Below are 26,514 nucleotides of genomic sequence, written 5' to 3'. Positions count from 1 at the left end.
GTGGCACTGTCCTCCGCCGCCCGCGTTGCGCGTCCTGCAGGCTCGAGCGGGAGTTGCTTGGCCGTCTTGCAGGGGAACGTGTCTGCGCCCGCTGCATGGTCACCGCCCGCCGGATCGATGTGTCCTGTTCGGACTGCGGTGTCACCAGGCGGCGCCACGCGCAGGTCGCCGGCCGTGACTATTGCCGAATCTGTTGGGTTCGGCGTCGGTCCGGCGCGGCTGGCCATCTCGCGGCTCAACTTCGAGTTCTCATTCCGGAAGTGAACGCGGAGTCAGTCGTCGATGCTGAGGGCGCCTTGCTCGGTGGTAGTGATCGGTTGCTGCGGTTGGTGTTGGAGTGCACGGCGTTCGGGGAGTGGTTTACTGCTCCCGAGCAGGCGTCGAGGTTGTTCGCGGGGTTTCATCAGCGGCTCCGCGACGGGGGCGCCTTGCTGGCGGAACGAGTCTGCGGTCATTGCCGGCTGCCGACGTCGGCGATGAACCGGCTGGACGGGCTGCTCTGCTGCCGGAAGTGCTACCGCGCCGGTCACCTGGTGGTTTGTGATGGCTGCGGCCGACACCAGAGCCTCGAGCGGCGTCTGCCCGACGGGTCGCGGCTCTGTCAGCGTTGCACGAACACGCTCGAGGACGAGCGCACCGACTGCTCGTCCTGCGGGAACATCCGAATCGTCGCGATTCGCACCCCGGCCGGTCCGCTCTGCGACAGCTGCCGACGCCTGGAGCTGGTCGATTCTTGCCGCCGTTGCGGCCGAGAGACGGCCTGCCGGTTCGCTGGCACTCCCGAGGCGATCTGTGAGGTCTGCGCTACGAAACGGGAGACATGCTCGAGTTGCGGGAAAGCACGTATCGTCCACAACCGCACTGAGGCGGGCTTGCCGGTCTGTCATGGTTGCGCCGAGCCGATCATTGAACCTTGCACCGGGTGCGGCCGTGAGCGACGAGTCCATGGCCGCGTCGATGGCGTTCCCTTCTGTTCCACTTGCTACGCCCGGACTCCGGGTTCGTTCCGCACGTGCTCACGCTGCGAACGGGTTGCGCACCTACGGGCATCGGGGCTCTGCGATCGTTGCACCGCCGACGATCGAATCCACGTCCTGTTCCCGCCCGAGCTGGTCACAGCGGATCCGGCCATCGAACGGATGCGGAATGCCTGTCTCGCGGCCGACGCGGCTGTGAGCCTGGGCGTGTTTCGGCGAAAGACCAGCGCGGCGCTGCTACACCGCGCGCTCACCACGCCCGGAGGCCCATCACACGAGATGCTGGATCAGGCAGGCTCGGATTCGGCGACGAGAGCGGTCCGGTCGCTGCTCATCGAGCACGGCTTATTGCCCGGCCGTGACGAACACCTAGCCCGCCTTGAACGTTGGATTACCGCGACGGCAGGCTCAATCCTGGACCCGGGCGAGCGGCGCGGTTTTATCCGGTTCGCCCGTTGGCGGCACCTGCGATTCCTGCGCGAGTCCGGGGCTCCGACCCGGGTCGGCCAGGCGTCGAGTCGGCGACGGGAACTCGCCCTCGTCGTCGAACTCCTCACCTGGACTCGCAGCCGCGGTCGCACTCTCGCCACACTCGAGCAAGGCGACGTCGATCGTTGGCGCGCTGCTGGACCCCAGGAACGGCACCGAGTGAAGGCGTTCCTGGAGTGGACCGGCCGCAACCACCACTCGAACCGCATCGTGATCAATTTCCGTGACACCCGCCTACCGGCCGTCACCGGCGTCGACGAAGACCACCGCTGGCAGCTCCTCGCCAGCATCCTCGCTGCGGCGAGCACGGTCGATCCGTCAACACGACTCGCGGCTGCGCTGGTGCTGCTCTATGGCATCCGCGTCTCGAAACTCGTCGAGCTCCGCACCGACGACGTCACCCGTCGCGACGGACTGATCCTCATCCGGCTCGGACGAGAACCGCTCGCGCTTCCCGACGAGCTCGGTGACATCGCGGATGGCGCGACCCGGAGCCGAACCGCGGCACGGCTCTTCGGCGCCGTTCAGGACCACGACTGGCTCTTTCCCGGCATACGCGCTGGCCGTCCCCTCTCCACTGACACGCTCACCGCGCGCCTCAATGCGCTCGGCATCTCGGCAGGACGCGCCCGAGCCAGCGCTCTCGCCTCGCTCGCCCAACAGTTGCCTCCACCTATCCTGGCCCGGCTAACCGGGATGCACACCGCCACCGCATCCCGTTGGGCGGAGGCCGTCTCCGCCAGCAACGGTCACTACGCCGCGCTGAAACTCTCACCCCAGCCCATCCTGAACTCGCGACGGCACCGCGGCGACGAGGTTGGCTCAAGCAGCGCTCTGCCTGATCAACCTTGCGTCAACCAAGGCGAATAGCGCGCGAACGAATACCGCTGAACACCAATACGACGACGACAGCGCGTGCATCGCAGGCAGGTTGCCTCGCATCCACAGCGCGATCGGGGCGTGGTGACCGAGGTCGGCGAAGCCTTGCGGCCAGGCCGCGTCGTCGCGGGTCAGCAGCCGGGCACCGGCGCGCACGGCCCGCTGCAGCGCCGTCACGGTGTGCGCCGACGACACCCGGGGCTGCCACCTGGCCAGGGCCGCGGCGACGTCGCGCGGCGCGAGGCCCACCCCGACCACGGAATCGCCACCCGGGTCGGCGACCGCCTCCGCCATGACGTCGAGGACGCGGGTCGGTTCCCACCCCTCGATCACCGCGGTGAGTGCCGCCGCCGGCCCCAGCACGGCGATCATCGCCCCCGCGGTGCCGTCTCCCGGCTCCACGAGGCCGCTCCAGGTCGCCCTGGCGAACAGGTCCTGGATCGCCGGCCTGCCCAGCGCGATGTCGTGGTCGTCGACCAGTCGCCGGATGAGTGGTGCGACCACCGCCTCCTTGATGCCGAACATGCTCATGCGGCGATCGCCCTCCTCAGGTACAGGGCCCGACCGATGTGGTCTGCCGTGGGCCGCTCGGCCCCGTCGATGTCGGCGAGGGTCCACCCGATGCGCAGCACCCGGTCGTAGCCGCGCATGGTGAGGCCGCCGCGTTCGAGTGCGCGGTCGATGGAACGCGTGGTCGACACGTCGAGCCGCACGTCCGGCCCGCGCAGCCACGCCCCTGGGACCTCGGAATTGAGCTTCCACGGGGTGCCGGCCAGGCGCTGCCGGGTGCGGGCCCTGGCCTGGATGACGCGCTCCCTCGCCATCGCGGTGGAGAGCCGGGGGCGCGCCGATTCGTCGCGCGCGACGCGGAGCTGCGCCGAGGTGATGCGGGACACCCTGAGTTGGATGTCGACCCGGTCGAGCAGGGGACCCGAGATGCGGGCCAGGTACCGTCGCCGCGCGTTCGGCGCGCACGTGCACTCCATGTCATTCGCCCCGTACTGCCCGCACGGGCACGGGTTCGCCGCGAGCACGAGCTGGAACCGGCCAGGGAAGTGCGCAACGGCGTTCGCCCGGTGGATGGTGATCAGGCCCGACTCGAGGGGCTGCCGCAAGGCGTCGAGCACCGCCGACGCGAACTCCGGCGCCTCGTCGAGGAAGAGCACCCCGTGTGACGCCCGCGCTGCGGCCCCCGGCCGGATCGCGCCGCTGCCGCCGCCCACGATCGCCGCGGCCGTCGCCGTGTGGTGCGGTGCCTCGATGGGCGGGCGGGTGACCAGCGACGTGCCGACCGGCAGCCCCGCGAGCGACCGGATCGAACTCACCTCGAGCGCGGCCTCGGCGTCGAGGTCGGGTAGCAAACCGGGGAGGCGGGTGGCGAGGAGGGTCTTGCCCGCCCCGGGTGGCCCGAGCAGGAAGACGTGGTGCCCACCCGCCGCGGCGACCTGCATGGCCTCGACCGCGTCGTCGTTGCCGATCACGTCGGCGAGGTCGGGCTCGTGGTCGGGGGTCGACGGAAGGCCGGCGTCGCGCAGGATCGGGTCGGCGGGCAGCGGGTCGAACTCACCGCCGTGCCAGATCGCGGCGTCGCGCAGCGAGGCGACGGCGACCACGCGCATGCCGGGCACGAGGGCCGCCTCGTCGGCGTTGCCCGCCGGCACCATCACCACGCCGGAGCCCGCCCTCGATGCGGCGAGCACAGACGGGAGGATGCCGTTCATGGGGCGCAGGCGCCCATCGAGCCCCAGCTCGCCGATGTGCACGACGCGTTCGACCGACGCCGCACTGACGCTGCCCGCGGCCGCGAGCACCGCGATCGCGATGGCGAGGTCGAAACCAGCGCCGTGCTTCGGGAGTGCGGCAGGCGAGAGGTTGACCGTGATCTTGCGCGTCGGCAGGTCGCATCCCGAGTTCGTGGCCGCCGCGCGCACCCGGTCTTTCGCCTCGTTCAGCGATGCGTCGGGCAGCCCGATGAGCAAAAAGCCCGGCAGGTTGCTCGAGATGTCGGCCTCGACGTGCACGATCGCGCCGTTCATGCCCAGCAGGGCGACGGCCGAGGTGCGCCCGATGGCCATCAGAACACCCGCTTGAGGTGGTCGACCACCGGTACGGTGCCGGTGGTCGCGACGACGGCGATGGCGTCGATGCGGATCTGTCGCCCGTGCCCGGGGTTGACGTCGCACCATGCCCCCGCGAGCCGCCTCAGCCGGGCGAGCTTCTGCGCGGTGATGGCCTCGAGGGGGTGGCCGAATCCGGTGCCAGACCGGGTCTTGACCTCGACGAACACCGTGTCTGCCCCGTCGCGGGCGATGACGTCGATCTCGCCCTGCGGGCACCGCCAGTTGCGCCCCAGGATGTCGTACCCGCCATGCACCAGGAAGGCGACCGCGATGTCTTCGCCCCGCCTGCCGAGCTCGTCTTTCGCCGCCATGAGCACCTCCGACACCGAGGATGCCGAATGGCGGACGCGGTCAGGCCGTGCTGCCGGTCAACTGTGCACGGAGCGGCGAAACGCACGCGGTGCAGTGAAGGAACGCGGCCACGGCCACGGCCACGCGGTCGTGGGTTACTCGTCGAGCGCGAGTTGGTTCTGCTGAGTCGGCCGGTCTTGGCGAACGTCCTGAAGGGCGGCATCGAATGGCGGTCTCGGCGTGGACCTCAGCACCCAAAGACCAGGCACGGCTGAGCAAGCCCTAGTGCACTGTGAGAATGTAAGCCAGTCGATCGAGCGACGACACGATCACGATGTCGGCCTCACCGTCCTCCACCAATAGCAGCGCCTCCGCGTACTTCGGTCGGTCATCGGTGGCGCCGGTCACCGCAGCAGCGTTGTCCTTTCTTCACGATCGGCGTCATAGTGTGAAGATGAACTCCGTGGAGGTCGCGAGCCGCACCTACAAATGGGCCCGTTTCTTTGGGGTGTTCATGGTCGTGATCGGTGCGCTCCAAGTCGGCAACGCCATTTACTCGCTGGTCAACTGGGGTAACGGCGGTAACTGGTTCTCCATCGCGGCTGGCGTCTACTTCTTCTGCTGGGGCATCTGGACCCTTACCCAGTTGCCGAAGTTGCGGGCACAGAGCAGCGAAGCCGAACAACGCCTGCGTGATGCTGTGGGGCCGTCGAAAGTCGAGGACTAGGTAGACACTCGTTCAGTCGGAGTAACTCGATCTGAGTAATTGCGTCGATCTCCCCCTGCGAGCAGCACCAGTTACGCCCCAGGATGTCGTACCCGCCATGCACCAGGAGTGCCACCTCGATTCGCCGCGCTTGCCCAGTTCTTCCTTCGCCGCCGCCTGAATTCCCAACACCGAGCATGCGGGGCGGGACGCGAGGTCGGCCCGGGAGGAGCGTCATACGTTCACTACGCGCGGAGGCGTGAGTGGTGAAGGACACACCGCGACGTGAGGGCCGGATCGGGACTGCTACTCGTCGAGCGCGAGTTCCTTGGGCAGTTCGAGCTCCTTCGACGAGAGCTCCTCGACGTTGACGTCCTTGAAGGTCAGCACCCGCACCGACTTCACGAACCGGTCCGAGCGGTAGACATCCCACACCCAGACGTCGTTCATCGTCAATTCGAAGTAGAAGTCGTGGCTGGTGTCCTGGCGAACCAGGGTGACCTCGTTCGCGAGGTAGAACCGACGCTCGGTCTCGACGACGTAGCGGAACTGCCCGACCACGTCGCGGTACTCCCGGAACAGCGCAAGTTCTGCTTCGCGGTCGTATTCGTCGAATTCGTCGTCATCCATGCTGCTGCAATCCTATGCTCATGCCGTCTGGGCATCGTCGAACAGGTCGAGCGCTGGCTGCCGCAGCCAGGTGTGACGGTGCAGCGGCGTCGGACCGAGCTCCGCGATCGCGGCATAGTGTGCAGACGAGCCGTAGCCCTTGTTGCCCGACCATCCGTACCCGGGAGTGGCAGCATCCGCCTCGATCATCAGCCGGTCGCGGTGCACCTTGGCGACCACCGACGCCGCGGCGACCGACGCACAGTCGCGATCGGCCTTGATGCGGGTGCGCACCGCCACCGGTGACGCGAGGGCCGGGTTCAGCCAGTCGAACGAGCCGTCGAGGAGCACGATGGATGCCGCGGCATCCGCCCCCGCGGAGACCAGCGCGCCGAACGCCCGCGCACCCGCGAGCCCGAGCGCCGCGGAGAGGCCGATGCGGTCCACCTCCTCGGCCGACGCCAACCCGACCGAGGTGTGCAGCGCCCAGGATGCGGCAAGCGGTTCCAGTGCCTCTCGGCGCTTCTCGCTGAGCAGCTTCGAGTCGCGGAGGCCGACCGGGAACGCGCCGCAGCCCGCGTCGACCAGCGCCATGCCGACGCCAACCGGCCCGGCGATCGCCCCGCGTCCGACCTCGTCGCACCCGATCACGTAGCGGTGACCGCCGGAGTGCAGCTGTGCCTCGGTCGTCAGGGTCGGCTCGGTCACGGCCATTCAGTCGCCGCCAGCGCCGGACACGGGATCCGGATCGGGGCCTGCCCCTGCACCAGCACCGTCGCCTGCACCGGCGTCGACGCCGCGGAACGTCGACGGGTAGTTGTCGAGGAAGCTCCAGTGGTCGATGGGGTAGGTGATGACGAAGGCGCGCCCCACGACGTTGTCGATGGGTACGAACCCCCCGGACGGCGTCTCGGTGTTGTAGCGGGAGTCCTTCGACGAGTACCGGTTGTCGCCCATCACCCAGAGGGAGCCGGCTGGCACCTCGACCGAGAAATCGTCGCCAGACACCGCGGTGACGTCGTCGGGGAGCTTGAGGTACGGCTCGTCGAGCGGCACCCCGTTGATCTCCATCTGTCCGACGGCGTTGCAGCAGGTGACCACGTCACCGGGAAGGCCGATGACGCGCTTGATCAGGTGGTCGTTGCTGTCGGACGCACTCAGCCCGACGAGGGTGAGGAACCAGTCGACGCCGGCCGCGATGGGGCCGACCTCCGGCGCGAACGACGGGGGCAGCCAGCCGCCCGGATCCTGGAACACGACGACGTCGCCCCGTTCGAGGTCGATGAGGTTCGGAACGAGCTGGTTCACGATGATGCGGTCGTCGATCTGCAGCGTGTTCTCCATCGACCCGGAGGGGATGTAGAACGAGCGCACCAGGAATGCCTTGATGCCGACCGAGATGATGATCGCGGCGAGGAAGATGATGAGGATGTCGCGGAGGAAGAGCCGCACACCTCGCGCCCTGCCGCCGCGGTCCTCGACCGCGCCGTCCGCGCGCGTCGAGGGATCTGTTCCTGTCATTAAACCCCTGAGCTCCCCACCATGGTACGTGGTGGGGAGCTCAGTGAAGTCTGGGTCGGCGCCAGAGTGTCAGCGCCGGAAGGTCGACGCTGGAGTCAGCGCTTTTCCTTGATCTTCGCCTTCTTGCCGCGCAGGTCGCGGAGGTAGTACAGCTTCGCGCGGCGGACGTCTCCACGGGTGACGACCTCGATGTGGTCGATCACCGGGGAGTGCACGGGGAACGTGCGCTCGACGCCGACCTGGAAGCTCACCTTGCGAACGCAGAACGTCTCGCGCACGCCTTCACCCGAGCGGCCGATGACGACGCCCTGGAAGACCTGGATACGCGAACGCGCGCCTTCCACGATGTTGACGTGCACGCGCACGGTGTCGCCGGCGCGGAATTCTGGGATGTCGGTGCGGAGTGATGCCGCATCGACGCTGTCGAGGATATGCATGGTGTTTCGCTTCCTGTGACCGCCACGGGTCGACCACGTTCTCGGTGTTGCTCGCGATTGTGTGTGCCGAAGTCAGCTCGAACCCCCCTGTGGCAGGGTCCTGCGGTGGCACAATCGATAAGTCTGTCATACTCCGGCACACCACGGCTACGCGAGCGACCGTGATGCAGGCGACGCGGCGACCCCGCGGCGGTGCTCGTCAGCGCTGGGGCGGGGTGATGCGGTACACGTCCCCGTCGCCGCTGCCGGGCGATGTCGGGCCGGTGTTCGCCGATGCCCGGTACTCCCCCGCGGGAACGGCGGTGTAGTCGAGGCTCGCCATGACGGTGCGCACGTGGGCGCGGGCGGCGGTGACGAGCTGCCACACCGCGAGGGCGATGACCGCGATGGTCACGACGATGAGGAGACCTCCGGTGAGGCCCGCGCCGAGGCGGGATGCGGCGGCCACGAATCCGCCGTACGCGATGGCGACCGCGTACCAGGTGGACAGGGCCGCGACATCCACCCACGACAGGATGTGCTGTTGACGCACCGCCTTGCGGGCCCTGGTGATGCCGAGCACGGCGACCTGGGCGAGCGCGAGGGCCGGCCAGGCAAGGAAGACCAGGATGTCCTGAGCCCCGAGGCCGGTCGGCGCGATGGATGTGGCCACGATGATCCACACCGGCACGACCGCGATCGCCACCAGCTGTACCCAATAGAACGCCTTGCGTACCCACATGGTTCCAGCGTACGCGGATCACGCGGGACAATGGCTGGATGATCGAGTTGAGAACCCCCAGAGAGATTACCGAGATGCGGGCCGCCGGATCGTTCGTCGGCGAGGTGCTGACGGAGCTCAGGGCACGCTCCGCGGTGGGCGTCAACCTGCTCGAACTCGACCGGATGGCGCACGAGATGATCCGCGAGCGCGGCGCGGAGAGCTGCTACATCGACTACCACCCGTCGTTCGGCGCCAGCCCGTTCGGCAAGGTGCTCTGCACGTCGGTGAACGACGCCGCCCTGCACGGCCTCCCCTACGACTACGCGATCCGCGACGGCGACCTGGTGACCCTCGACTTCGCGGTCAGCGTCGACGGTTGGGTCGCCGACTCCGCGGTCTCGTTCGTCGTGGGCACGCCCCGCGCCGAGGACCTGCGCCTCATCGCCACGACAGAGGCCGCCCTGGATGCCGCGATCGCAACGGCCGTGGTCGGAAACCGCATCGGCGACATCTCGGCCGAGATCGGCAGGGTCTCGCGCGAGGCCGGGTACTCGGTCAACACCGACTTCGGTGGCCACGGGGTGGGACGCACCATGCACGGCGATCCACACATTCCGAACGACGGTCGTGCCCGCCGCGGCTTTCCGCTGCGCGCCGGCCTGGTGTTCGCCATCGAGCCGTGGCTGATCGAGGGCACCGACCGCATCTTCACCGACCCCGACGGCTGGACGCTGCGCAGCCTCGACGGGTCGCGGGCCGCGCACTCCGAGCACACCATCGCGGTGACGGATGACGGACCCGTCGTGCTCACCGCCCGCCCCGCCTGAGCGGCTGACCGCCCGAGGCGTCGGCTACTCCGCGGCGGCGCGACCGCCTGCGCCCGGGCGGCTGACCGCCCGAGGCCCGGCTACTCCGGCGGCAGCAGGTCGGGGCGCACGCGGCGGGTGCGCTCGAGCTGCTGCTCGCGGCGCCACGCGGCGATCGCGCCATGGTTGCCGCCCATGAGCACCGGCGGCACCGCAAGCCCGCGCCACGTGGCGGGCTTGGTGTAGCTGGGGTATTCGAGCAGCCCGTCGGAGTGGCTCTCCTCGACGAGGCTCGCGGGGTTGCCGATGACACCGGGGATGAGGCGCCCGATGGCCTCGATCATTGCCATCGTCGCGACCTCGCCGCCGTTGAGCACGTAGTCGCCCATACTGACGAGCTTGACCCGGGCGCGCGTCGCGGCGTAGTCGACGACCCGCTGGTCGATGCCCTCGTACCGGCCGCAGCCGAAGACCAGTTGCTGTTCGGTCGAGAGCTGCTGCGCCAGCGACTGGGTGAACAGCTCGCCCGCCGGTGACGGGAACAGGATGACCGGGTCGACGATGCCGCGGCCCTCGCTGGCGTAGAGGATGCCGTCGATCGCGTCGCCCCACGGCTCTGGACGCATGACCATGCCGGCTCCCCCGCCGTACGGGGTGTCGTCGACGGTGCGGTGCCGGTCGTACGCGTAGTCACGCAGGTCGTGCACGCCGAGGTCGATGATGCCGCTCTGGCGCGCTCGCCCGAGCAGCGAGACATCCAGCACCGAGAAGAACTCGGGAAAGATGGTGACGATGTCGATGCGCATCGCGCCGGGCTATTCCGTGCGCGTGGCGGCGGCGCCGCTGTCGGCAGCGGCCTCGCCAGCAGCAGCCCTGCCAGCACTAGCCTCGCCAGCACCAGCACCGTCGTCGGCAGCGCTGTCGTCAGCAGCGCTGTCGTCATTCACCACGAGGGCGTCGAGCAGGTCGTCGACGGATGCGGGTGACGACGGTTCGTCTGCGGTGTCGATGGATGCGGCATCCACCGCGTCGTCGGACGGCGCGGGCTGCTCGGAGATTCCGTCGTCCGGGATCTCCTCGAACAGGCCGAGCGGGGGCGTGACGGTGACGGTCTTCGCCGCGATGTCGACGGCGGGCACGAATGCCTTGATGAACGGCACGAGCACCTCGCCGGCGTCGGTCGTGACCGCGAGCAGGTCTTGCGCCGGCATGTGGTCGACGCGGGCGACGACGCCGACGGTGGCCCCGTCGCGCACGACGGCCAGGCCGACCAGCTGGTGGTCGTACCAGGCGTCATCTTCTTCTGGCAGCTCGGCGGCGTCCTGGTGCACCCAGAGGATGGCCTTGACGAGCGACTCAGCGCCGTCGCGGTCGACGACGTTCTTGAAGAACGCGACCGCGTGGCTGTTGTACCACTTGAGCTCGGCGAGCTCGATGGTCTTGCCGTGCCACACCGACTCGGTGGGTACCTGGAGCTGGAAGACCGCGCCCGGCACGAAGCGCCGGGCGGGGTCGTCCGTATACAGCTCTACCTTGAGGGCGCCCTTGAGGCCATGGGCCTTCGTGAGGCGACCGATCCGGAGCTCGGTCTGATGGGGTGACGGCTGATCAGAAATCGGTATCCACCACGTCAACTCGCACGCGCTTGCCATCGGCAATGGCCGAGACGAGGGTGCGCAGCGCCTTGGCGGTGCGACCCGATCGTCCGATGACCCGGCCGAGGTCCTCGGGGTGCACGCGCACCTCGAGGACATCGCCGCGCGGGGAATTCTTTGCGACCACCTGAACATCGTCAGGGTGATCGACGATCCCCTTGACGAGATGCTCGAGGGCTCCGGCGAGCATTACTAGGCCTTGTCGGCGTCGGCGGCAGGCGCCTCGGCGTCGTTCTCCGCGGCGTCGGCAGCAGGCGCGTCAGCGTCGGCCTCGACGGGCGCGGGTGCTTCGACCTTGGCCTTGGGCTTGAGAACGGCCTTCTTCTTCTCGTCGGCGACGAATTCGGCCTTGGCTTCCTTCACCTTGACGGTGCTGACGGCGTCGGCGTCGCCCTTGTACTTGCCCCAGTCGCCCGTGAGCTTGAGGAGGGCAGCGACCTGCTCGGTCGGCTGCGCGCCGACGCTGAGCCAGTACTGCGCACGCTCGGAGTCGATCTTGATGACCGACGGCTCCTCGGTGGGGTGGTACAGCCCGATCTCCTCGATCGCGCGGCCGTCACGCTTTGTGCGTGCGTCGGCGACGACGATGCGGTAGTACGGTGCACGGATCTTGCCCATGCGCTTCAAACGGATCTTTACAGCCACAATTCTCCTGAATTATCTTGAGTGGTTGAACTGATGGCGTGAGCGTGGGGGCACACTCGACACGAGCTCGAAGGGAGCGTCTCGCGGCCTGATTAGAGGGTCGGGCGTGCGAGCACTCGACTGACCATTCTGCCAGAGAATCCGGCACCGCGGTGACACGGTGTATAGGGTGCGCGGTCAGCGCCTGCGCGACAGCGCCACTCCCCCGAGGCAGATCGCACCTCCCACGATCGCGAGCGGCGCCGGCACCTCCCCGAGCAGCAGGAACCCGAACAGGATCGCGAGCGGCGGCACCACGTAGGTCGTGACGCCGAGTTGCCCGGCCGGCATGCGCGACAGCGCGTATGCCCAGGTGCTGAACGCGAGTGCGGTGGGCACCGCACCGAGGTAGACAGCCCCGACGATGGATGCCACGGGCGCCGACTGCAGGTCGGTGACGGCCTGCGCGGCGAACGGCAGGCAGCCGACGGCCCCGATGGCGCACCCCATGAACGTGACCTGGGCGGCGGGCAGCCGGCGGAGCGCCGGCTTCTGCAGCAGCACGCCGATCGCGTAGGTGACGGCGGCGACGAGTCCCCACAGGATGCCGACGCCCTGGCCGTCCGCACCGCCCGAGGTGCCGAAGCCGATGAGCAGCACCCCGACGAATGCGACGCCGACGCCGATCGCGAGCCATTTGGGGATGCCCTCGCCGAGGAACAGCCCGGCCCCGAGCGCGATCAGGATGGGCGCGATGTTCACCAGCATCGCCGTGGTGCCGGCGTCGAGGGTCTGCTCGGCGATGTTGAGCGCGACGTTGTAGAGCCCGAACCAGGCGAGGCCGAACCCGGCGATGAGCAGCCACTCCCGCCTCGTCGGCGCGACCCACCGGCGGCCGATCATGATCACCCCGAGCAGCACCGCACCGACGACGAGGCGGATCAGCGCGAGCGAGCCGCCCTCGAAGTGCGGCCCGACGCCGCGGATCACGATGAACGCGCTGGCCCAGGCGATCACGGTGACGACGATCGCGATGAGCACGGGCGCAGGGAGCGACGCCGCACCCCGTGCCACTGCCGCGCCGGTGACGGGCGGGACGCCGGTCGGCGGGGTGCCCGCGGGCGGGGGCGTCGGGTCGGCGGAGGTCATACCTGACGGTAACGGCAGCCGGCGGCATCCATTCCCCGCACGGTGTCGGATACCGCGACTCGCGGGCACGCCTCCGGGTGGCGCCCACCCGGATCGGCCCGTGCGGTGTCAGGATGGGCTCGGGTCACCTGTTGGTGCCCCTCCCCAATCCGGAGGTGCCAGCCGTGGAGATCGAATTCGCGAAGTCGGGGCGCTCGACGCTCGGCATCGAGTGGGAGCTCGCGCTCGTCGACCATGCCAGCGGCGAGCTCGCCCCGGCGGCCCCCGAGATCCTCGCGGCCGTCGAGCTGCCGGACGGCACCGAGAACCAGCAGATCACCGCCGAGCTGCTCACCAACACCGTCGAGATCGTGACCGGCGTGCACGGCACCGTGTCGAACGGCCTCGCCGACCTCTCGCGCATGATCGAGGCGGTGCGCACGGTCGCAGGCCCCATGGGCGTCGACCTGATGTGCTCAGGCACGCACCCGTTCAGCCAGTGGCACACGCAGCAGGTCACCGACAAGCAGCGCTATGCGACGCTCATCGACCGCACGCAGTGGTGGGGTCGCCAGATGATGATCTGGGGCGTGCACGTGCACGTCGGAGTGGAGGATCGCGAGAAGGTGCTGCCGATCATCAACGGCCTGCTCACCTACTACCCGCACTTTCAGGCACTGTCGGCATCGAGCCCGTTCTGGGCGGGCGAGTCGACCGGATACGCGTCGAGCCGCGCGATGCTGTTCCAGCAGCTGCCGACAGCGGGCCTCCCCCCTCAGTTCGGTGCCTGGGCGAACTACGAGGCGATGGTCGACGACATGCTGCACGTCGGCGTGATCGACCACTACAACGAGCTGCGGTGGGACATCCGGCCGTCTGCCCGCTGGGGAACCATCGAGATGCGCGTCTGCGACGGGCTCGCCACGGTGCAGGAGGTCGGGGCGATCGTCGCCCTCACCCAGTGCCTCGTCGAGGAGTTCTCCACCGCCCTCGACGACGGGCATGAGATCGCGACCATGCCGCCCTGGTACGTGCGAGAGAACAAGTGGCGCGCTGCGCGGTATGGGATGGATGCGATCATCATCCGCAATGCCGCCGGTGACGAGTGCCACATCACCGACGACCTGCGCGACATCGTGACCCGCCTGACGCCGATCGCGGAGCGCCTGGGCTGCGTCGCCGAACTGAACGACGTGCTCGTGATCCTCGAGCGCGGGGCCAGCTACCAGCGCCAGCAGCGCGTGGCCGAGGCATCCGGAGGCAGCCTGAAGGCCGTGGTCGGATCGCTCGTGAAGGAACTGCGCGACGGTCTCGGCTGAGCTGCGGCTTTTCCGGGCTCGCGCATCGGCGGGTGGCCGGCGATCGGGCTGCTTTCATCATTCAGGAGTAGCCCGGTCGGCACTGTTCAGAATTCAGGAGTTGGACGGGCGGATGCGGCGTACCGGGGCATTTTCGCCCGTCGACACGTCACATCGGGCCCGCAACTCCTGAATGATGAAAGGTTCGGCAGCAGCGTTCCTGAATGATGAAAGCCGGGCTACGCGTTCTTCGAGTCGCGCCAGGCCAGCCAGTCGACGGCGGGGGCGAGGTCGTAGTCGGGTCCGCTGATGCCGAGGGTGAAGAGCGTCACGCCGCGCGCGTACAGTTCTTCTGCCTCGTCGACCGTCTTGTCGCGCAACTCGTTCGATACCTCGATCTCGGCCATGTCTCGGCCGACCTCGTCGCACCAGCCGGCGAGCACTCCGAGCTTGCGCTCGAGGGTCTCCGGGTCGGCGAAGCTGTGCCAGATATCGGCGTGCTTCGCGACGATCTTGAGCGTCTTCTTCTCGCCGCCACCGCCGATCAGCACGGGGATGTCGCGGGTCGGCGCGGGGTTGAGCTTCGTCCAGCGCTCCTCGATCACGGGCATGGCGGCGGCGAGGGCGTTGAGACGCTCACCGGCGGTGCCGAACTCGTAGCCATACTCGGCGTAGTCGCGCTCGAACCAGCCGGAGCCGGTGCCGAAGATGAAGCGCCCTACACCGGTGCCCTTGGCGCTGATGTGGTCGATGGTGCGGGCCATGTCGGCCTGCAGGTTGGCATTGCGGTAGCTGTTGCAGTTGACGAGCGCGCCGAGCTCGACGCGGCTGGTCTGCTCGGCGAGGGCGGCGAGCATGGTCCAGGACTCGAAGTGCAGCCCGTCTGGTTCACCCGAGAGCGGGTAGAAGTGGTCCCAGTTGAACAGGATGTCGGTGCCCGCATCTTCGAGGGCGGCGGCGGTGTCGCGGATCTTCTCGTAGGGGGCGTGCTGGGGTGCAATCTGCACGCCGATGCGAACGGGTCGTTTCGTGGAGGTCATGAATCGAGCCTAATCGCGACCCCGGTCCCCCGCGGGAGAGCCGAGGTTACCGGCCGAGGAACTTCTGCAGCGACGCGAGTTCTTCTTCGCTCGGTGCATCGGTGCCCGTGCGTCCGCCCAGGCCGAAGCCCGCGCCAGTCGGGTTCGCGCTGGCCCCCGCGGCGAGCGCGGCGTTCTCGGTCGCCCGCTTGGCGGGGTTGCCCGACTTCGAGCCCTTCTTCTTCTGCTGCACCTTGCCGCGACCGCCGCTGAAGCCGGCGCCGGGGATCGGCCCCATGCCCGGCACCTGTGGCACCCCGCCCTTCGCGACGGTCTTCATCATCTTGGCGGCCTGGTCGAACCGGTTGACCAGCGCGTTCACCTCGGTGACGGTGGTGCCGGAACCGCGGGCGATGCGCACTCGTCGCGATCCGTTGAGCACCTTGGGCTGGCGGCGCTCCTGCAGCGTCATCGACTGGATGATCGCCTCGGTGCGGGTGATCTCGCTCTCGTCGAAGTTCTCGAGCTGCTCGCGCATGCCCTTGGCTCCCGGCAGCATGCCGAGCATGTTCTTGATCGAGCCCATGTTCTTGAGCTGCTGCATCTGGCTGAGGAAATCTTCGAGGGTGAAGGTCGACGTCGCGAGCTTCTCGGCGACCTTGCGGGTCTCCTCCTCGTCGAAGTGCTGCTGCGCCTGCTCGATGAGGGTGAGGATGTCACCGAGGTCGAGGATGCGGCTGGCCATGCGGTCGGGGTAGAACGGCTCGAACGCATCGAGGGATTCGCCGGTGGAGGCGAACAGGATCGGACGCCCGGTGACGGATGCCACGCTGAGCGCAGCTCCACCGCGCGCGTCACCATCGAGCTTCGAGAGCACGACTCCTGTGAAGTCGACACCCGCCTGGAACGCCTTGGCGGTCGCGACGGCATCCTGTCCGATCATCGCGTCGATGACGAACAGCACCTCGTCGGGGTCGATGGCCTTGCGGATGTTCGACGCCTGCTTCATCAGCTCGGCGTCGACGCCGAGTCGACCCGCGGTGTCGACGATGACCACGTCGTACTGCTTGTCGCGCGCGAACTTGACCGCGTCACGGGCCACGCGCACCGGGTCGCCGACGCCGTTGCCTGGCTCGGGGGCGAACACCTGCACGCCGGCCTGCTGGCCGACGACCTGCAGCTGCGTCACCGCGTTGGGGCGCTGGAGGTCGGCCGCGACGAGCAGCGGCGTGTGGTTGTCCTTGGCGAGCCACTTCGCGAGCTTGCCGGCGAGGGTCGTCTTTCCTGCACCCTGCAGGCCGGCGAGCATGATGACGGTCGGCGCCGTCTTGGCGAACTGGATGCGGCGCGCCTCGCCACCGAGGATCTGGATGAGCTCCTCGTTGACGATCTGCACGACCTGCTGGGCGGGGTTGAGCGCCTGGGAGACCTCGCCGCCGAGGGCGCGGTCGCGCACCGTCGCGGTGAACGCCTTGACGACATCGAGCGAGACGTCGGCGTCGAGCAGCGCCCGGCGGATCTCGCGGACCGTGCCGTCGATGTCTGCGGGCGTGAGCTTGCCCTTGCCGCGCAGGTTCTTGAAGGTATCCGCGAGGCGGTCAGTGAGGTTTCCGAAGGTGGCCATGGTGCTGCCAGTTTAACCCGGGCTAGGCTCGGCGCGTGCGCTTCGGAATAGTGATCCTGCCGCAGTATCCGTGGCCAGCGGCGAGACGCCGGTGGCAGGCCGCCGAGGACTTCGGGTTCGACCACGCGTGGACCTATGACCACCTGTCGTGGCGTTCCCTCGCCGGTGAGTCGTGGGGTGCGACGGTCCCCACCCTGACGGCCGCGGCGGTCGTGACCGAGCGCATCAGGCTCGGAACGTTCGTCGCCTCCCCCAACTTCCGCCATCCCGTGCCGTTCGCCAAGGAGATCGCGACCCTCGACGACATTGCGGGTGGACGGATGCTGCTTGGCCTCGGTTCCGGGGGAACCGGGTTCGACGCCGACGTGCTCGGCCAGCCCCCGCTGTCACCGCGCGACCGTCACGACCGCTACGCCGAGTTCGTCACCGCCCTCGATGCGCTGCTGCGATACGAGCAGGGCGGGGACAGCGCCGGGGAAGCGGGCTCGCCCGACGGCATCAGCGTCTCCGGCGAGTGGTTCGAGGCGGTGTCTGCGCGCATGGTCGGCACCCCCGCGCAGTCCCCGCGGGTGCCGTTCGTGCTCGCGGCCAACGGTCCGAAGGGACTGGACGTGGTGTGCAGGCACGGCGCCGGCTGGGTGACCACGGGTGCTGAGGGAGCGACCGGCGAGGAGTGGTGGGCGTCGGTCGAGACGCTCGCCGGGCGGCTGGACGACGCGGCCGATCGCGCGGGCCGGCCAGCCGGGTCGATCGACCGCTACCTCTCGCTGGACTCGGGTGGTGCGTATTCGCTGCGCAGCACCTCGGCCTTCGAGGATGCGGTCGCCAGGGCATCCATCGCGGGCTTCACCGACGTGATCGTGCACTGGCCGCGGCAGGAGGGCGTCTACGCGGGGTCGGAAGCGGTGCTCGACGACGTCGCGGCGATACTGGCCGGCCTGCGCTGAGGCTGCGGGCGCCAGCGGAGGGCGCTGAGGCTGCGGGCGCCGGCGACGCGTGACGGCGGAGGGCGACGGTGACGGCGACGGCGACGGCGACGGCGCTGCACCTACGCTGGACGGCATGACGACGATCCTCGATTTCGACGGCAACTCCCCCGCGATCGCCGACTCCGCATGGGCTGCACCCACCGCGACCCTGATCGGCGCGGTGACCCTCGGCGAGGAGTCGAGCGTGTTCTACGGCGCGGTGCTGCGCGGAGACATGGACTCCATCACCCTCGGCGCCGGAAGCAACCTGCAGGACAACGTGGTCGTGCACTGCGACACCGGCAAGCCGACCGTGGTCGGCTCCGGCGTGAGCGTCGGGCACGCCGCCGTGCTGCACGGCTGCACGGTGGAGGACGACTGCCTGATCGGCATGTCGGCCACGGTGCTCAACAACGCGGTGATCGGGCGCGGGTCGCTCGTCGCGGCGGGGTCGGTGGTGCTGGAGGGCACGGTCGTGCCCCCGGGATCGCTGGTGGCGGGGGTTCCGGCGAAGGTACGCCGGGCGATCATCGATGACGAGTTGCGCAGCATCCAGGCCAATGCCGAACGGTATCGCGTGCTCGCGGCGAAGCACCGCGCACTGACCGCGTAGCCGGCGGAGAGCTGACCTGCCGGGGCCAACCGGTTGCGCCGACGCTGGGGGCGGCCTCAGCCGATCAGCTGCGACACGAAGACGTGGGGCGTGAAACCGGTGAGGTCGCCGATCCGCTCGCCCTGGCCGATGAGCTTGATCGGGATTCCAGTCTTCTCCTGCACCGCGATGACGAAGCCGCCCTTGGCCGATCCGTCGAGCTTGGTGATGACGAGTCCGGTGACCCCGGCGTGCTGGATGAACGCCTCGGCCTGCGCGAGCCCGTTCTGCCCGGTAGTCGCATCGAGCACGAGCAGCACCTCGGCGATCTCGGTCTGCTTCTCGATGACGCGGCGCACCTTGGCCAGCTCATCCATCAGGCCGCTCTTGGTCTGCAGCCGGCCGGCCGTGTCGATGAGCACGATGTCGATGCCCTCGCGCTGTGCCCGCTCGATCGTCTGGTAGGCGACGGATGCCGGATCCTGGCCTTCCTGCTGGGGGCGCTGGATCGCGGCTCCCCCGCGCTCTGCCCAGGTCGCCAGCTGGTCGACGGCCGCGGCGCGGAAGGTGTCCGCTGCCCCGACGATGACGGTGCGGCCGTGCCCGACGAGGAATCTCGAGAACTTGCCGATCGTGGTGGTCTTGCCGACGCCGTTGACGCCGACGACCAGCACCACGGCGGGACGCGCGCTGAGGGTGAGGGTGGGGTTGAGTCTCGCGAGTCTCTCTTCGAGCGTCTCGCGCAGCATCCGTTTCAGGTCGACCGGATCGGTCGTGTTGTACCGGCGCACCTGGGCGTGCAGGTGCTCGAGCACCTCTTCGGTGACCGCGGGGCCGAAGTCGGCGGTGATCATGGCGTCTTCGAGGTCGTCCCACGTCGTCTCGTCGATGGTGGGTTTCGCGAACATGCCGCGGAGGGCTCCACCGAGGGACCACGGACTCGAACGATCTGCCATGGGGCCAGCCTAATCGGGGCGTGCGCGGCGGCAGACCGGCGGGTACCGGCGCGCGACCGGCCGACATCGCATGCTGTTCACCGGCGCCGTCTGCTGTTCACCGACGCCGTCTAGGGTTGATGCCGTGAATAGCGCCAAGACCAGCAGCACGACCGTCATCGCCCTGACCCGCCACGGGCAGACCGACTGGAACGCGCAGTTCAAGCTGCAGGGTGTTTCCGACATTCCGCTGAACGATGTCGGGCGCGGGCAGGCCTCGGAGGCCGCCACCCGCTTCGCCTCCGAAGAGTGGCACCGCGTCGTCACCTCGCCGCTGTCGCGCGCCGCCGAGACCGGCCGCATCATCGCCGAGGGCATCGGCCTCGAGGTGCACGGGCACTACGACGAGCTGAAGGAACGCGACTACGGCCAGGGCGAGGGCAAGAACGCCGCCGAGCTCGCCGAGCTGTGGCCGAACGGCGACTACGCCGACATGGAGGAACGCGAGTCGGTCGCCGCGCGCGGCCGCGCCGCCCTCGACCGCATCATCGACGACCACGGCGGGCAGTCGGTCATCGTCGTCGCGCACGGCACGCTGATCCGCGAGGTGCTGCGCACACTGACGCCGGTGGAGGTGCCGCCCATCCTCAACGCGGCGTCGAGTGTCATCGAGCACCGCGACGGCGAATGGACCGTCGTCACCATCAACGACGAGAACCACATCGAACCGAGCGCCTGAGACACCGTCACCGTATGGTCGTTATATGACCGTTATCGGATTTCATTCCTCGCACGAACAGGTGCACCCGGCCGAACTCCTCCGCGCGGCGCAGCGCGCTGAAGAGGTGGGCTTCACCGCGGCCATGTGCTCCGACCACTTCGCCCCGTGGAGCGAGCGGCAGGGTCACTCCGCCTTCGCGTGGGCCTGGCTCGGTGCGGCGCTCCAGTCGACGAACCTCCCCTTCGGCGTAGTCAACGCGCCGGGCCAGCGCTACCACCCGGCCATCATCGCCCAGGCCGCCGCCACCCTCGCCTCGATGTACGAGGGGCGATTCTGGGTCGCCCTCGGCAGCGGCGAGGCGGCCAACGAGCACATCACCGGAGGCGGCTGGCCCCGTAAGGAGATCCGCAACGAGCGGCTGCTCGAATCGGTGGCGATCATCCGCGCGCTGCTCTCCGGTGAAGAGGTCAGCGCAGACGGGCTCATCACCGTCGACCGCGCCAAGCTGTGGACCCTCCCCGACACCCTGCCAGCCCTCATCGGCGCGGCGGTGAGCGAGAAGACCGCGGGCTGGGTCGCGAGCTGGGCAGACGGCCTCGCCACCATCGCGCAGCCCATCGAGACGCTCCGCCGCGTCATCGGCAGCTATCGGGACGCCGGCGGTGATGGCACCGTGGCGGTTCAGGTGCACCTCAGCTACGCCGACACCGATGCCGAGGCGCTCGCCATCGCCCACGACCAATGGCGATCGAACGTGTTCTCTCCGCCGATCTGCTGGGACCTCGAGACACCGGAGGCATTCGACGAGGCGTCGAAGCACGTCACCCCCGAGGACATGCACGAGTCGGTGATGATCTCCGCCGATCCGGACCGGCACGCGCAGTGGCTGTCGGAACTCATCGACGTCGGGGTCGACGAGGTGTACCTGCACCACGTCGGGCAGGAGCAGAATCGTTTTCTCGACGTGTTCGGCGACCGGGTGCTCCCCCAGCTGAACCCGACGGCGAAGCCCGCGGTCGTCGGGGCCACCGCATGAGGGTCACCGACACCGGCGACCTGTGGTGGAAGAGCGCCGTCGTCTACTGCCTCGATGTCGAGACGTTCATGGACTGGAACAACGACGGCGTCGGCGACTTCGCGGGACTCGCCCACCGTATCGACTACCTCGCCGAACTCGGCGTGACCTGCCTGTGGCTGATGCCGTTCTATCCGACGCCCGATCGCGACGACGGATACGACATCACCGACTTCTACGGGGTGGATTCCCGGCTCGGTCATCTGGGCGATCTGGTCGAGGTGATCCGGATCGCGAAAGACCGTGGCATCCGGGTCATCGCCGACCTCGTGATCAACCACACGTCCGACCAGCACCCCTGGTTCAAGGCCGCGCGCTCCAGCGTCACCTCGCCGTACCGCGACTTCTACGTCTGGCGGGACGAGGCCCCGGAGGAGGACGCCGAACCGGTGTTCCCCGACCAGGAGACGAGCAACTGGGAGCTCGACGAGAAGACCGGGCAGTACTACCAGCACATCTTCTACAAGCACCAGCCCGACCTCAACGTGGCGAACCCGCTCGTGCGCGACGAGATCGCGAAGATCATGGGTGTGTGGCTGCAGCTGGGCCTGTCGGGGTTCCGCGTCGACGCGGTTCCGTTCCTGCTCGACACCGACGGGATCGTCGGCGGGCCGGAGGCTCTCCCCGATCCTCACGCCTACCTGCGGTCGCTGCGCGCATTCCTCGGGCGCCGCACGGGGGACGGAGTCCTGCTGGGTGAGGTGAACCTCCCCCGCGACGAGCAGGCCCTCTACTTCGGCGGGGCGGACGGCGAGGACGGCGACGAACTCACCATGCAGTTCGACTTCATCGCGATGCAGAACCTGTACCTGTCGATGGCGCGGCAGGATGCAACGCCGCTCGCCGATGCGCTGCGTTCACGCCCCGCGGGGCATCCGGATTCCCAGTGGGCGAACTTCGTGCGCAACCACGACGAACTGACCCTCGACAAGCTGTCGGACGCCGAGCGGGAGGAGGTCTTCGCGGCGTTCGGCCCGGACGAGAGCATGCAGGTGTACGGGCGAGGGCTGACCAGGCGCCTTCCTCCCATGGTCGGCGGTGACCCTCGGCGAGTGCGGATGGTCTACAGCCTGCTGTTCACCCTTCCGGGTACCCCCGTGCTGTTCTACGGGGAGGAGATCGGCATGGGTGAGAATCTCGATCTCGACGGCCGCCTGGCGGTGCGCACGCCGATGCAGTGGAACGCGGGCAAGAACGGCGGGTTCTCCGCCGCGAAGCCGTCGCGCATGCGCACCCCGATCGTCGAGGGCGGGTTCGGCCCGCAGCACGTCAACGTCGAGACCCAGCGCCGCGACCCCGACTCGTTGCTGAACTTCATCCGGTCGCTCGTGCGCCACTACCGCAACTCGCCGGAGTTCGGCTGGGGCGAGTTCGAGGTCCTCGACCAGGCCCTCCCCTCGGTTCTCGCCCATCGACTCCGCTGGAACGGCGGCGAGGTCATCGCCGTGCACAACTTCTCCTCGGAGGCGAAGGAACTGTCCCTGGACATTCCGGGGATCGACGGGGATGCCTCGCTGAACGACATGCTCGACGGTGGAGTCATCGACCTCACGGCGTCGGGGCACGCCGTGATTCCCCTCGTCGGATATGGATACCGCTGGCTGCGGGTCATCCGGCACCCGGACACGACGCAGTACTGATCGCCGCGGCTCGGGTCAGCTCGCGGCGCGCTCCTGCACCACGCGCTGGCCGACGACCGCGCTGATGCCGTCGACGCGCATCGAGACGCCGTACAGCGCGTCGGCGATCTCCATGGTGCGCTTCTGGTGCGTGATGATGATCAGCTGCGACGACTCGCGCAGGTCCTCGAAGATCGTGAGCAACCGGCCGAGGTTCGCGTCGTCGAGCGCTGCCTCGACCTCGTCCATGATGTAGAACGGGCTCGGCCTGGCCTTGAAGATGGCGATCAGCAGCGCGACGGCCGCAAGCGACCGCTCCCCTCCGCTGAGCAGCGACAGCCGCTCGATCTTCTTGCCTGCCGGCTTGACCGTGACCTCGATACCGGTCGTAAGCAGGTTCGCCGGGTCGGTCAGGTGTATGCTTCCAGTCCCGCCGGGGAACAGGATCGGGAACACCCGGTCGAACGCCGCCCTGGTGTCGTCGAACGCCGCCGCGAAGATGGTCTGCATGCGCTCGTCGATATCGTCGATGATCGTCAGCAGGTCCTTGCGGGTGTTGGCGAGGTCGGTGAGCTGCTCGGTGAGGAACCTGTGCCGCTGCTCGAGCGCACTGAACTCCTCGAGGGCGAGCGGGTTGACCCTGCCCAGCTGCGCGAGGGTGCGTTCGGCCTTCGCGAGCCGCTTCTCCTGCTGCGCGCGCACGAACGGCACGCCGGCCTGCGCATCGGTCTCCGCGTCGGCGTCGCCAGCACGCGCGGTAGCACCCGCGTCGTCGGCGGCGTCACCGTCGGCGTCGTCTTCGCTCCCGGGGTCATCGTCGGCGTCGGCTGCCTGCTTCGCTCCATCGGCGGCACGGATGCTGCCATCCGCGGGCACCAGCTGGTCCGGCCCGTACTCGGCTACCAGAACGTCTTCGACGAATCCGAGCTCCGACCCGGCCCGCTCGAGCAGGGCGGAGAGGTGCAGTCGCGCCTCGTAGAGCTGCATCTCGAGCCCGTGCAGGTCTTCGCTGATCGCGTGCAGCCGCTCGCGCAGCCCCGCCTCCTCGGTGCGCAGCGCCTGGAGCTCGGCATTCTGCTGCGAGCGCTCGGCCTCGCGGGCGGCGAGTTCGACCCGCGCCTCGGAGACCGACCGGTCGACGGAGTCGAGCACGGCGGGCAGCGCGGAGATCACCGACTGGGCCGCGTCGACCTGACGGCGTCGGATCACGGCGCGACGCGCAGCGGCCTCGGCCTGCACGCGTTCCTCCTCGAGCTGGCGTTCGAGCGCGGCAGCACGGGCCTCCTCGGCCCTGACCCGCTCGCGTGCGGTCTCGACCTGCAGCCGGGCCTCGACCTCGCGCTCCCTGGCGGCCTCGACCTCCTCGAACAGAGCGTCGCGGGCGGCGACGTCGAGGATCGGGCGGGGGCGGGAGGTGGCCTCGTCGACCTCGCGCCTGGCTTTCTCGACGGCGCGCTCCGCGTCGTCGACGGCGCCCGCGGACTGGTCGAGGGCGCGTTCGAGCCGGTCGGCCTCGCCCTGGGTCGCCTCGACCCGCACCCTGGCGCGGTTGAGCTTCTCGGTCTGCGACGCCAGCTTCGCATCGAACTCCCGCAGCGCGGCGAGCGCCTGGCCGGCCTGTCGCTTGGCGACCGCGTGCCTCTCGCGCTGCTCGCCCAGCGTGAATCTCGCGCGCTCGATGAGCGATGTCACCTCGCCGAGGCGGTCGGTCGCGGCATCCCGGTCGGCCACCAGCTCGAGCCTCGACCGCTGCGCACCCGACCCGCCGCGCAGCACGTAGCGGCTGAGCACGTCTCCGCCGCGGGTGATGACGGTCAGTCCGGGAACGGTCTCGAGCGACTGCCACGCGGCGCGCGCCGCGGGCACGTCGTCGGCGACGACGACCCGGGTGAGCAGCGCGAGCACGCCAGCCGGCGCCGTCACCACGTCGGTCGCCAGGACCGCGCCGTCGGGCAGGGCGAGCGGTTCGTCGTCCGGCGCACCACCCGCGTCGGCCATCAGCAGCTCGACCCGGCCGAACTCGCGCTCGTGCGAGTGGTCGATGGCCGAGACGGCCGACGCCCGGTCGTCGGCGAGCACGGAATCGGCGAGCGACCCGAGGGCCGCGGCGATCGCCGCCTCGAATCCCGGCGTCACGCGGATCCTCTCGGCTACCAGCCCGCTGATGCCGGCGAGGCCCGCGGCGACGAGGGCCGCCGAGCCGTCTTTCTGGTCGAGGGCCTGGCCGAGCGCGGTCGCGCGGGCCGACAGCGCCTCGCGCTCCTTCTCCAGGCCGTGCAGCTCGTCGCGCAGCCGCTCGATCTCGGCCTCGGCCTCAACGACGACGCCCTGGGCGATGACATATGACCCGTCGAGGTCGGTCGCCCCGACGGCCGACTCCTCGGCGCCCGACTCCAGCTCGGCGAGCTCCCCGGCCGCGGTGTCGCGGCGGGCGCGCGCGGCGTCGAGGGCCGCGGACTGCCGGAGCACCTCTCCCCGAACGGCGGCGAGGCGGGATGCCGCGGAATCGAGTGACCCCGTGAGCTTAGAGATCTCGAGGTCGTGCCGGGAGACCAGCGCACTCTGCTCTGCGATGTGCTCGTCGACGGTGTCGAGCTCGCGCCGCGCGGTCGCCGTCGCCGCGCGTGCGGTGTCCCACGCGGTCTCGGTCACCGCGATGAGGTCGCGCAACCGGGCGGCCTCGGTACTGGCATCCATCACGGCCTGGTCTGTCACGCCGCGCGCCTGCTCCGGGGCCTCCGCCTGCTCGCCGAGGAGGGCGAGGCGCTGGTTCGCGAGCGTGTAGAGGCTGCGCAGGCGCTCCTGCACCGACTCGAGACCGAACGCGGTGCGGCGGGCGAGGTCGACGGCGTCGCCCACCTGCTGCTGCTCGATGCGCTGCTGGCGGAGCCTGGCCGCATCGAGCTGCTCCTGCAGCACGATGCGCTCGGTCTTGCGGTCGGACTCCGAGCGGCCCTGCACCGAGATCGTGCCGCGCAGGGTGACGACCTCGTCGGCCAGCAGGCGGGCACGCGCATCGCGCACGATGCTGGCGATCGTCTGCGCCTCCCGCGCGATCTCGGCCTGGTGCCCGAGCGGCTTGAGCTGGCGGCGGATCTCGCCCGCGAGGTCGCTGAGGCGGGTGAGGTTGACCTGCATCGCGTCGAGCTTGCGCACCGTCTTCTCCTTGCGGCGGCGGTGCTTGAGGATGCCGGCGGCCTCTTCGATGAATCCGCGGCGATCCTCCGGGCTCGCATGCAGCACGGCATCGAGCTGGCCCTGCCCGACGATGACGTGCATCTCGCGCCCGAGTCCGGAGTCGCTGAGCAGCTCCTGCACGTCGAGCAGGCGACAGCCCTGCCCGTTGATCGCGTACTCGCTGCCGCCGTTGCGGAACAGCGTTCGACTGATGGTGACCTCGGCGTACTCGATCGGGAGGGCGCCGTCGGCGTTGTCGATGGTGAGGACGACCTCGGCGCGGCCGAGCGGGCCCTTGGTGGCGGTGCCGGCGAAGATGACGTCGTCCATCTTTCCGCCGCGCAGGGTCTTGGCTCCCTGCTCGCCCATCACCCAGGCGAGGGCGTCGACGACGTTGGACTTGCCGGAGCCGTTCGGCCCGACGACGCAGGTGACGCCGGTCTCGAAGGCGAAGGTGGTCGGCTGGGCGAAGGACTTGAATCCCTTGAGGGTCAGGCTCTTCAGGTACACGCGCAGCCGTTCTGTGAAGTCTCGGTCGGAA

At 69.1% G+C, this 26,514-nt stretch carries 26 protein-coding genes and 1 pseudogene; 9 read left to right on the top strand and 18 right to left on the bottom strand.

Annotated elements, in window-relative coordinates:
• Nucleotides 1-260 precede the first annotated feature (260 nt).
• Complete coding sequence (locus tag G5S38_RS07800) at nucleotides 261-2,336, top strand: tyrosine-type recombinase/integrase (RefSeq protein ID WP_165066862.1); 2,076 nt, start codon at nucleotides 261-263, stop codon at nucleotides 2,334-2,336.
• On the opposite strand, the gene G5S38_RS07795 is transcribed toward G5S38_RS07800, so the two are convergent.
• The 4 genes from G5S38_RS07795 to G5S38_RS07780 all read right to left on the bottom strand — a co-directional run bounded on the left by G5S38_RS07795 (nucleotide 2,289) and on the right by G5S38_RS07780 (nucleotide 5,164).
• Nucleotides 2,289-2,876 (bottom strand): hypothetical protein, encoded by a 588-nt coding sequence (locus G5S38_RS07795; RefSeq protein WP_165066859.1) that lies wholly within the window; start codon nucleotides 2,874-2,876, stop codon nucleotides 2,289-2,291. The genes G5S38_RS07800 and G5S38_RS07795 overlap by 48 nt on opposite strands.
• Nucleotides 2,873-4,420: a YifB family Mg chelatase-like AAA ATPase gene (locus G5S38_RS07790; protein WP_165066856.1), complete on the bottom strand. Its 1,548-nt coding sequence runs from the start codon at nucleotides 4,418-4,420 to the stop codon at nucleotides 2,873-2,875. The genes G5S38_RS07795 and G5S38_RS07790 overlap by 4 nt, the downstream gene beginning before the upstream one ends.
• Nucleotides 4,420-4,776 (bottom strand): YraN family protein, encoded by a 357-nt coding sequence (locus G5S38_RS07785; protein WP_165066853.1) that lies wholly within the window; start codon nucleotides 4,774-4,776, stop codon nucleotides 4,420-4,422. The genes G5S38_RS07790 and G5S38_RS07785 overlap by 1 nt, the downstream gene beginning before the upstream one ends.
• Before the next feature lie 262 nt (nucleotides 4,777-5,038).
• Nucleotides 5,039-5,164, bottom strand: coding sequence for a recombinase family protein (locus G5S38_RS07780; protein WP_165066850.1), 126 nt, complete (start codon nucleotides 5,162-5,164; stop codon nucleotides 5,039-5,041).
• Nucleotides 5,165-5,210: 46 nt separating this feature from the next.
• Between G5S38_RS07780 and G5S38_RS07775 the strand changes: the two genes are divergently transcribed.
• Nucleotides 5,211-5,483, top strand: a complete 273-nt coding sequence (locus tag G5S38_RS07775; RefSeq protein ID WP_165066847.1) for a hypothetical protein — start codon at nucleotides 5,211-5,213, stop codon at nucleotides 5,481-5,483.
• Nucleotides 5,484-5,768: 285 nt separating this feature from the next.
• Here the strand turns inward: G5S38_RS07775 and G5S38_RS07770 are convergent, their stop codons facing one another.
• From G5S38_RS07770 to G5S38_RS07750, 5 genes are all read right to left on the bottom strand, one after another.
• Nucleotides 5,769-6,092: a DUF2469 family protein gene (locus G5S38_RS07770; protein WP_165066845.1), complete on the bottom strand. Its 324-nt coding sequence runs from the start codon at nucleotides 6,090-6,092 to the stop codon at nucleotides 5,769-5,771.
• An 18-nt stretch (nucleotides 6,093-6,110) separates the two neighbouring features.
• A complete protein-coding gene (locus G5S38_RS07765) occupies nucleotides 6,111-6,785 on the bottom strand; it encodes a ribonuclease HII (RefSeq protein WP_165066842.1) in 675 nt (224 codons plus the stop codon).
• Nucleotides 6,786-7,592, bottom strand: coding sequence for a signal peptidase I (lepB, locus tag G5S38_RS07760; RefSeq protein WP_165066839.1), 807 nt, complete (start codon nucleotides 7,590-7,592; stop codon nucleotides 6,786-6,788).
• Between the two features lie 95 nt (nucleotides 7,593-7,687).
• Nucleotides 7,688-8,029 (bottom strand): 50S ribosomal protein L19, encoded by a 342-nt coding sequence (gene rplS / locus G5S38_RS07755; protein WP_165066835.1) that lies wholly within the window; start codon nucleotides 8,027-8,029, stop codon nucleotides 7,688-7,690.
• Between the two features lie 199 nt (nucleotides 8,030-8,228).
• On the bottom strand, nucleotides 8,229-8,750 hold the full coding sequence (locus tag G5S38_RS07750; protein WP_165066832.1) for an MFS transporter: 522 nt from the start codon (nucleotides 8,748-8,750) through the stop codon (nucleotides 8,229-8,231).
• Between the two features lie 38 nt (nucleotides 8,751-8,788).
• On the opposite strand from G5S38_RS07750, the gene map reads away from it, so the two are divergent.
• Complete coding sequence (map, locus tag G5S38_RS07745) at nucleotides 8,789-9,559, top strand: type I methionyl aminopeptidase (RefSeq protein ID WP_165066829.1); 771 nt, start codon at nucleotides 8,789-8,791, stop codon at nucleotides 9,557-9,559.
• 80 nt (nucleotides 9,560-9,639) lie between these two features.
• Here the strand turns inward: map and trmD are convergent, their stop codons facing one another.
• The 5 genes and pseudogenes from trmD to G5S38_RS07720 form a co-directional block, all read right to left on the bottom strand.
• On the bottom strand, nucleotides 9,640-10,344 hold the full coding sequence (gene trmD / locus G5S38_RS07740) for a tRNA (guanosine(37)-N1)-methyltransferase TrmD (RefSeq protein ID WP_165066826.1): 705 nt from the start codon (nucleotides 10,342-10,344) through the stop codon (nucleotides 9,640-9,642).
• A gap of 228 nt (nucleotides 10,345-10,572) precedes the next feature.
• A pseudogene (gene rimM / locus G5S38_RS07735) lies at nucleotides 10,573-11,190 on the bottom strand (ribosome maturation factor RimM); the annotation flags it as partial.
• Nucleotides 11,147-11,383, bottom strand: a complete 237-nt coding sequence (locus tag G5S38_RS07730) for an RNA-binding protein (RefSeq protein ID WP_165066820.1) — start codon at nucleotides 11,381-11,383, stop codon at nucleotides 11,147-11,149. The gene G5S38_RS07730 and the pseudogene rimM, both read right to left, overlap by 44 nt.
• A gap of 2 nt (nucleotides 11,384-11,385) precedes the next feature.
• Nucleotides 11,386-11,838, bottom strand: a complete 453-nt coding sequence (gene rpsP / locus G5S38_RS07725) for a 30S ribosomal protein S16 (RefSeq protein WP_165066817.1) — start codon at nucleotides 11,836-11,838, stop codon at nucleotides 11,386-11,388.
• Nucleotides 11,839-12,015: 177 nt separating this feature from the next.
• A complete protein-coding gene (locus G5S38_RS07720; RefSeq protein ID WP_165066814.1) occupies nucleotides 12,016-12,966 on the bottom strand; it encodes a DMT family transporter in 951 nt (316 codons plus the stop codon).
• A gap of 164 nt (nucleotides 12,967-13,130) precedes the next feature.
• On the opposite strand from G5S38_RS07720, the gene G5S38_RS07715 reads away from it, so the two are divergent.
• Nucleotides 13,131-14,264 (top strand): glutamate--cysteine ligase, encoded by a 1,134-nt coding sequence (locus G5S38_RS07715; protein WP_165066812.1) that lies wholly within the window; start codon nucleotides 13,131-13,133, stop codon nucleotides 14,262-14,264.
• A 218-nt stretch (nucleotides 14,265-14,482) separates the two neighbouring features.
• Here the strand turns inward: G5S38_RS07715 and G5S38_RS07710 are convergent, their stop codons facing one another.
• A complete protein-coding gene (locus tag G5S38_RS07710; protein WP_165066809.1) occupies nucleotides 14,483-15,283 on the bottom strand; it encodes an LLM class F420-dependent oxidoreductase in 801 nt (266 codons plus the stop codon).
• Nucleotides 15,284-15,329: 46 nt separating this feature from the next.
• Nucleotides 15,330-16,886 (bottom strand): signal recognition particle protein, encoded by a 1,557-nt coding sequence (gene ffh, locus G5S38_RS07705; RefSeq protein WP_165066807.1) that lies wholly within the window; start codon nucleotides 16,884-16,886, stop codon nucleotides 15,330-15,332.
• A gap of 35 nt (nucleotides 16,887-16,921) precedes the next feature.
• On the opposite strand from ffh, the gene G5S38_RS07700 reads away from it, so the two are divergent.
• Nucleotides 16,922-17,833, top strand: coding sequence for an LLM class flavin-dependent oxidoreductase (locus tag G5S38_RS07700; RefSeq protein ID WP_165066804.1), 912 nt, complete (start codon nucleotides 16,922-16,924; stop codon nucleotides 17,831-17,833).
• Between the two features lie 115 nt (nucleotides 17,834-17,948).
• The gene (locus tag G5S38_RS07695) at nucleotides 17,949-18,467 is read left to right on the top strand and encodes a gamma carbonic anhydrase family protein (RefSeq protein ID WP_165066801.1); all 519 of its coding nucleotides are present in this window, start codon (nucleotides 17,949-17,951) and stop codon (nucleotides 18,465-18,467) included.
• Nucleotides 18,468-18,523: 56 nt separating this feature from the next.
• Here the strand turns inward: G5S38_RS07695 and ftsY are convergent, their stop codons facing one another.
• Complete coding sequence (ftsY, locus tag G5S38_RS07690; RefSeq protein WP_165066798.1) at nucleotides 18,524-19,402, bottom strand: signal recognition particle-docking protein FtsY; 879 nt, start codon at nucleotides 19,400-19,402, stop codon at nucleotides 18,524-18,526.
• Nucleotides 19,403-19,526: 124 nt separating this feature from the next.
• Between ftsY and G5S38_RS07685 the strand changes: the two genes are divergently transcribed.
• The 3 genes from G5S38_RS07685 to G5S38_RS07675 are packed head-to-tail and all read left to right on the top strand — an operon-like array spanning nucleotide 19,527 to nucleotide 22,817.
• Nucleotides 19,527-20,120: a histidine phosphatase family protein gene (locus G5S38_RS07685; protein WP_165066795.1), complete on the top strand. Its 594-nt coding sequence runs from the start codon at nucleotides 19,527-19,529 to the stop codon at nucleotides 20,118-20,120.
• A 25-nt stretch (nucleotides 20,121-20,145) separates the two neighbouring features.
• On the top strand, nucleotides 20,146-21,138 hold the full coding sequence (locus G5S38_RS07680) for a TIGR03885 family FMN-dependent LLM class oxidoreductase (protein WP_165066792.1): 993 nt from the start codon (nucleotides 20,146-20,148) through the stop codon (nucleotides 21,136-21,138).
• Entirely contained in the window at nucleotides 21,135-22,817 is a 1,683-nt protein-coding gene (locus tag G5S38_RS07675) for an alpha-amylase family protein (protein WP_165066789.1), read from the top strand. Before G5S38_RS07680 ends, G5S38_RS07675 begins: the two co-directional genes overlap by 4 nt.
• A 15-nt stretch (nucleotides 22,818-22,832) precedes the next feature.
• On the opposite strand, the gene smc is transcribed toward G5S38_RS07675, so the two are convergent.
• On the bottom strand, nucleotides 22,833-26,483 hold the full coding sequence (gene smc / locus G5S38_RS07670; RefSeq protein ID WP_165066786.1) for a chromosome segregation protein SMC: 3,651 nt from the start codon (nucleotides 26,481-26,483) through the stop codon (nucleotides 22,833-22,835).
• Nucleotides 26,484-26,514: the final 31 nt, after the last annotated feature.

It is taken from the genome of Marisediminicola senii (genome assembly GCF_011057645.1).
GTDB classification, from domain to species: Bacteria; Actinomycetota; Actinomycetes; order Actinomycetales; family Microbacteriaceae; genus Marisediminicola; species Marisediminicola senii.
The sequence above is the reverse complement of the archived record's forward strand: the minus strand, read 5'-3'. Positions and strand labels throughout refer to the sequence as shown.

Excerpts from the sequence above, each read along its gene's own strand:
- rplS (WP_165066835.1), bottom strand. The coding sequence starts at position 8,029 with ATGCATATCCTCGACAGCGTCGATGCGGCATCACTCCGCACCGACATC.
- G5S38_RS07680 (WP_165066792.1), top strand. The coding sequence starts at position 20,146 with ATGACCGTTATCGGATTTCATTCCTCGCACGAACAGGTGCACCCGGCC.
- G5S38_RS07785 (WP_165066853.1), bottom strand. The coding sequence starts at position 4,776 with ATGGCGGCGAAAGACGAGCTCGGCAGGCGGGGCGAAGACATCGCGGTC.
- G5S38_RS07775 (WP_165066847.1), top strand. The coding sequence starts at position 5,211 with ATGAACTCCGTGGAGGTCGCGAGCCGCACCTACAAATGGGCCCGTTTC.
- G5S38_RS07790 (WP_165066856.1), bottom strand. The coding sequence starts at position 4,420 with ATGGCCATCGGGCGCACCTCGGCCGTCGCCCTGCTGGGCATGAACGGC.
- G5S38_RS07750 (WP_165066832.1), bottom strand. The coding sequence starts at position 8,750 with ATGTGGGTACGCAAGGCGTTCTATTGGGTACAGCTGGTGGCGATCGCG.
- G5S38_RS07720 (WP_165066814.1), bottom strand. The coding sequence starts at position 12,966 with ATGACCTCCGCCGACCCGACGCCCCCGCCCGCGGGCACCCCGCCGACC.
- map (WP_165066829.1), top strand. The coding sequence starts at position 8,789 with ATGATCGAGTTGAGAACCCCCAGAGAGATTACCGAGATGCGGGCCGCC.
- lepB (WP_165066839.1), bottom strand. The coding sequence starts at position 7,592 with ATGACAGGAACAGATCCCTCGACGCGCGCGGACGGCGCGGTCGAGGAC.
- ftsY (WP_165066798.1), bottom strand. The coding sequence starts at position 19,402 with ATGGCAGATCGTTCGAGTCCGTGGTCCCTCGGTGGAGCCCTCCGCGGC.
- G5S38_RS07695 (WP_165066801.1), top strand. The coding sequence starts at position 17,949 with ATGACGACGATCCTCGATTTCGACGGCAACTCCCCCGCGATCGCCGAC.
- G5S38_RS07765 (WP_165066842.1), bottom strand. The coding sequence starts at position 6,785 with ATGGCCGTGACCGAGCCGACCCTGACGACCGAGGCACAGCTGCACTCC.
- G5S38_RS07675 (WP_165066789.1), top strand. The coding sequence starts at position 21,135 with ATGAGGGTCACCGACACCGGCGACCTGTGGTGGAAGAGCGCCGTCGTC.
- ffh (WP_165066807.1), bottom strand. The coding sequence starts at position 16,886 with ATGGCCACCTTCGGAAACCTCACTGACCGCCTCGCGGATACCTTCAAG.
- G5S38_RS07770 (WP_165066845.1), bottom strand. The coding sequence starts at position 6,092 with ATGGATGACGACGAATTCGACGAATACGACCGCGAAGCAGAACTTGCG.
- G5S38_RS07710 (WP_165066809.1), bottom strand. The coding sequence starts at position 15,283 with ATGACCTCCACGAAACGACCCGTTCGCATCGGCGTGCAGATTGCACCC.
- trmD (WP_165066826.1), bottom strand. The coding sequence starts at position 10,344 with ATGCGCATCGACATCGTCACCATCTTTCCCGAGTTCTTCTCGGTGCTG.
- G5S38_RS07795 (WP_165066859.1), bottom strand. The coding sequence starts at position 2,876 with ATGAGCATGTTCGGCATCAAGGAGGCGGTGGTCGCACCACTCATCCGG.
- G5S38_RS07730 (WP_165066820.1), bottom strand. The coding sequence starts at position 11,383 with ATGCTCGCCGGAGCCCTCGAGCATCTCGTCAAGGGGATCGTCGATCAC.